The organism is Siminovitchia fortis, from assembly GCF_003605365.2.
Lineage (GTDB): Bacteria > Bacillota > Bacilli > Bacillales > Bacillaceae_C > Siminovitchia > Siminovitchia fortis.
In genome coordinates this window covers 1-3279 of sequence record NZ_QYTU02000075.1, presented here as the reverse complement: position 1 = coordinate 3279, position 3279 = coordinate 1, and the positions used below count along the sequence as shown (strand labels likewise).

The 3279-nt window shown below is 41.7% G+C and carries 4 protein-coding genes and 1 pseudogene; all 5 read left to right on the top strand.

Annotated elements, in window-relative coordinates; translation table 11 throughout:
• Positions 1 to 238: 238 nt before the first annotated feature.
• Positions 239 to 1024 (top strand): extracellular solute-binding protein, encoded by a 786-nt coding sequence (locus D4N35_RS17565; RefSeq protein WP_268920386.1) that lies wholly within the window; start codon positions 239 to 241, stop codon positions 1022 to 1024.
• Between the two features lie 19 nt (positions 1025 to 1043).
• Positions 1044 to 1580, top strand: coding sequence for a COG4315 family predicted lipoprotein (locus tag D4N35_RS17560; protein WP_120075978.1), 537 nt, complete (start codon positions 1044 to 1046; stop codon positions 1578 to 1580).
• An 84-nt stretch (positions 1581 to 1664) separates the two neighbouring features.
• Positions 1665 to 2219 carry an RNA polymerase sigma factor gene (locus D4N35_RS17555; protein WP_120075976.1) on the top strand — a complete coding sequence of 185 codons (555 nt, stop codon included), beginning with the start codon at positions 1665 to 1667 and terminating at the stop codon, positions 2217 to 2219.
• Between the two features lie 120 nt (positions 2220 to 2339).
• Positions 2340 to 2942, top strand: a complete 603-nt coding sequence (locus D4N35_RS17550) for an anti-sigma factor (protein ID WP_164876422.1) — start codon at positions 2340 to 2342, stop codon at positions 2940 to 2942.
• A gap of 117 nt (positions 2943 to 3059) precedes the next feature.
• Positions 3060 to 3232: pseudogene (locus tag D4N35_RS17545) on the top strand (IS256 family transposase); the annotation flags it as partial.
• Positions 3233 to 3279: the final 47 nt, after the last annotated feature.

Below are 3279 nucleotides of genomic sequence, written 5' to 3'. Positions count from 1 at the left end.
TTGTGTATTTTTCTCTTGCAAAATACAGTATTTCAAATCACTTACAATATTTAAGGCCTCTCAAGTCCCTGCCTCCCATACAAAGCCGTGAACAGTACTTCGCCATGCGCCTGCTCTCTTTTCTATAAATATGACTTATCGCTATGATAAAACTTTTCAATCGAGATTTTTCAAACCGTTTGCCTAGTTGCTCCGTTATTTTTAATGAGAGGAGTATTCTTAGGAAGGAGATGGAAAGTTGTTAAAGAGAATGGGAATTGTATTGGTCGTGTTGTTCGTTCCGCTATCTTTATGGGGATGTGTGTCCATGGGGCCTTCTGGAGCAAAAGCTTCCAAAGAAGACAGTAACACCTTGCACGTGTATGGGCCAGGCGGGCCTCTGGGCCCTATAGAGGAGCTTGCCGAAAGGTTTTCAAAGGAAACCGGAATCCATGTCAAAGTGACTGCGGGTCCTGAATCAAAATGGATTGAAGACGCAAAGCAAGATGCTGACCTTATATACGGAGGCTCTGAATACATGCTTCGTAATCTGATGCTGAACCATCCCGGATTGATTGATGAGAAATCAAAAACAGAGCTATTTCCAAGGGCAGCCGGGATATTGGTAAGAAAAGGCAATCCGAAAAACATCCAATCATTGGAGGATTTAACCAAAAGCGGAATAAAAATCATAGACGTGAACGGGGCAGGCCAGCTGGGTTTGTGGGAGGACTTGGCAGGCCGAAAAGGGCTCATCCCCGGGATTAGCAGGAACATTGATCAGTCCGTCACCTCCAGTGCAGAAGCGATAGAAATCTGGAAAAAGAACAATAAACATGATGCTTGGATTACCTATGAATCTTGGCATTATCGTTTAGCAGACGTGACGGATCTGGTTAAACTTCCAGAGGAGGAAAAGCTGTACCGCGGTACGCCTATCAGCATAGCTGCCAACTCAGATCAAAAGAAAGACGCAAAGCAATTCATTGCATTTTTAAAAACCGAAACTTCCCGTGATGTGTTTCAAAAATGGGGATGGAAATAATTTATTGGAGTGATACATGATGAAAAGAGCGATGATCATTTTGGCTTTATTTGTTTCGGCTATGCTATTGGGTGCCTGTGGAAGCGCCAAGAAAGAAAGTACCGGCAATGGAGAAGATGCTTTACAGGAAAATACAGCCTCAGAACCAGGAACGGATCATGCAGAAAAGATTGGAAGTCCGGAAGAAAACAGTGATATGGGCGGCGAGAGTGGAAGCCTTCAATTACTTGAGGATGATAAAGTCGGGGAGTATCTTGCAGATTCAAAAGGGATGGCGCTCTATTATTTTACAAAGGATGAGCCTGAAACAAGCAATTGCAGCGGAGAGTGTCTAGACAACTGGCCACCGTTTACGGAAAAGGACTTTGATGTTCCGGCAGGATTTGATAAGTGTGATTTTGGTACCATTACAAGAGAGGATACGGATGCTGAACAGGTGACCTATAAAGGATACCCTCTGTATTATTTCGCAAAGGACCAAAACAAAGGAGACGTGAACGGGCAAGGTGTTAAGGATGTTTGGTATCTCATTAACAAGGATACCGATTTTAAGTAATTTATGGAACGAAATTGGGACTGCTGTGTTGGGCGGCAGTTCCCGCTTCTTTTTAAGTATTGACAGAATGGGGTGCACGCTCGATTGAGGGATAAAGATGATGAGGAGTTAATGAAGTTGATCAACGATCAACATCGCCCCGCCCTGGAAGAGGTCTATGACCGGTATATCAAACTGATCTATAGCTTCACGTTTAATTTCACAAATGGTAATGAGGATATGACCAAGGAAATTATTCAGCTTGTTTTCCTGAAACTATGGACAACTAATAGCAGCTACCAATCAGAGAAAGGAAGTTTTGTTAACTGGATTTTGACGATTACTAGACACATTTGTGTGGATTATATACGTAAAAACCAGGTACATATCAAACATCAATTTGAAATCGATCCATCCAGTCAAAATGAGATCCCAGACCCGTACAATGGGATTGAAACAAGCCTTCTCAGACATGAATTGTCCGCAGCAATAAGCAAATTAAGTACTGCCCAGAACAGGTTGATCGGTTTGTTGTATTGGCAAGGCTATTCATTGACAGAAATTGCCGAGATTGAGAATGAACCGGTCGGGACGATCAAAAGCAGACTTTATCAATCTCTTAAGCAACTAAAGAAGTATTTGGAATTGGGGGATACATAGATGGAGGGGAATTGCAGGAATTTACTTCTCTTTATGACGGGCGAACTAAATGAAAAGGAGAATCAAAAATTTATCAAACATTTAAAGAAGTGCAAATTATGTTCCGAGGAGCTTGAGGAAATGAATGATGCTTGGAATGCCTTACAATGGGATTTTGAAGAAAAAAAGGTCCCCCATTCATTAAAGAAAGGTGTAATGGATTATGTTTTTAAGCGTAACAGAAATGCTATCAGAAAACCGAAACATTCGTATACGTTGAAAAATCAATTCAGCCTCCTGGCCAGAGGGTTGCTGATATTTCTAACAGCGACATCCCTTCTCTTTGCCTTAGACAACCATTTTCCTCAAAGCTTTTTGACCGGGATACAACCGTACAATACTGTCCCGTCCCAAGTATTGAATACAATGATGATTCAGGCATCAGATGTAACGAACAATCAATTAACCGGATATGCCGCTGTTATTCAAGAAGGGCAGTCAAAAAAGTTGATTGTCCAGGTTGAAAATATGCCAAAACTCAAAGGCTCGGAAGTATATCAGGTCTGGCTCTTGAAAGACGGGGAGCGTGAAAATGCTGGGATATTCAAACCAAATGAAAATGGTACTGGCATACTATCTTTTCCACTAAAAAAAGAGGGGCAGTTTGATCAAATCGGCATCACTACCGAACCGGATGAAACAAGCCTCCAACCGCGGGGGAAAAAGATTGCGGGAACAGGTTGAGATGCACCTGGGGTGGATCTAACTGTTTAAGTGAGAGTGAGTACGGCTCTTGCTTCGCAGTTTAGTTTTTTGTTTTTTTACTGGTAGAATAAAACAAATGAATGGGAGGTATCCCCAATGGCTAAATCAAAGCGAGAAGAGAAATCTATTGAATTAGCGAATCAAATCCTTGAAAATTACCAACCAAAAACTGTTGAAGATATCCAGAATGTACTTATAGATATTTCGGGCCCATGTTTGAGGCCATGTTAAAAGGTGGAATGGACAACCATCTGGGCTATGAATCCAATGGTTCACTACTACATTTTGGATGATTGTATTTCGCAAGTGAAAAGTG